Annotated in this window: 1 protein-coding gene; it reads left to right on the top strand. The window is 51.2% G+C overall.

Annotated features, from left to right (window positions below; genetic code table 11):
* Positions 1 to 533, top strand: a 533-nt coding sequence (locus tag R7Z49_RS27290; RefSeq protein ID WP_318112797.1) for a TRAP transporter large permease subunit, incomplete at both ends; no start/stop codon positions are given.

The raw sequence follows: 533 nt of genomic DNA, 5'->3' as shown, positions 1-533 counted from the left end.
CCCATACATGCCAGATGTCATAGCCCACAAAGGCGCAAGCTTAGGTAAAGCGATGTCGCATCTGTGGCTAACCACCGAAGGGGTATTTGGTGTTGCGTTAGGTGTATCCACTTCTTTCGTATTCTTGTTTGTACTGTTTGGCGCGATGCTAGAGCGTGCGGGTGCGGGAGCTTACTTCATTAAAGTCGCATTTTCTCTACTTGGTCATATGACAGGCGGCCCAGCTAAAGCCGCCGTTGTCGCATCTGGTCTATCGGGTCTGGTTTCAGGCTCATCGATCGCAAACGTCGTAACCACGGGTACTTTTACCATTCCATTGATGAAACGAGTCGGCTTCCCGGGCACAAAAGCGGGTGCCGTTGAAGTGGCAGCGTCAACCAATGGTCAGCTCACCCCGCCAATCATGGGCGCGGCAGCGTTTTTGATGGTGGAATACGTTGGCATCTCTTATGTCGAAGTGATCAAAGCCGCCATCTTGCCTGCACTGATTTCTTACATCGCTCTTATCTACATTGTTCACTTGGAAGCGTGCA

The sequence above is a fragment of the Vibrio sp. 1562 genome (genome assembly GCF_033340155.1).
Classification (GTDB): domain Bacteria; phylum Pseudomonadota; class Gammaproteobacteria; order Enterobacterales; family Vibrionaceae; genus Vibrio; species Vibrio alginolyticus.
This window is presented reverse-complemented; position numbering and strand designations above follow the sequence as displayed.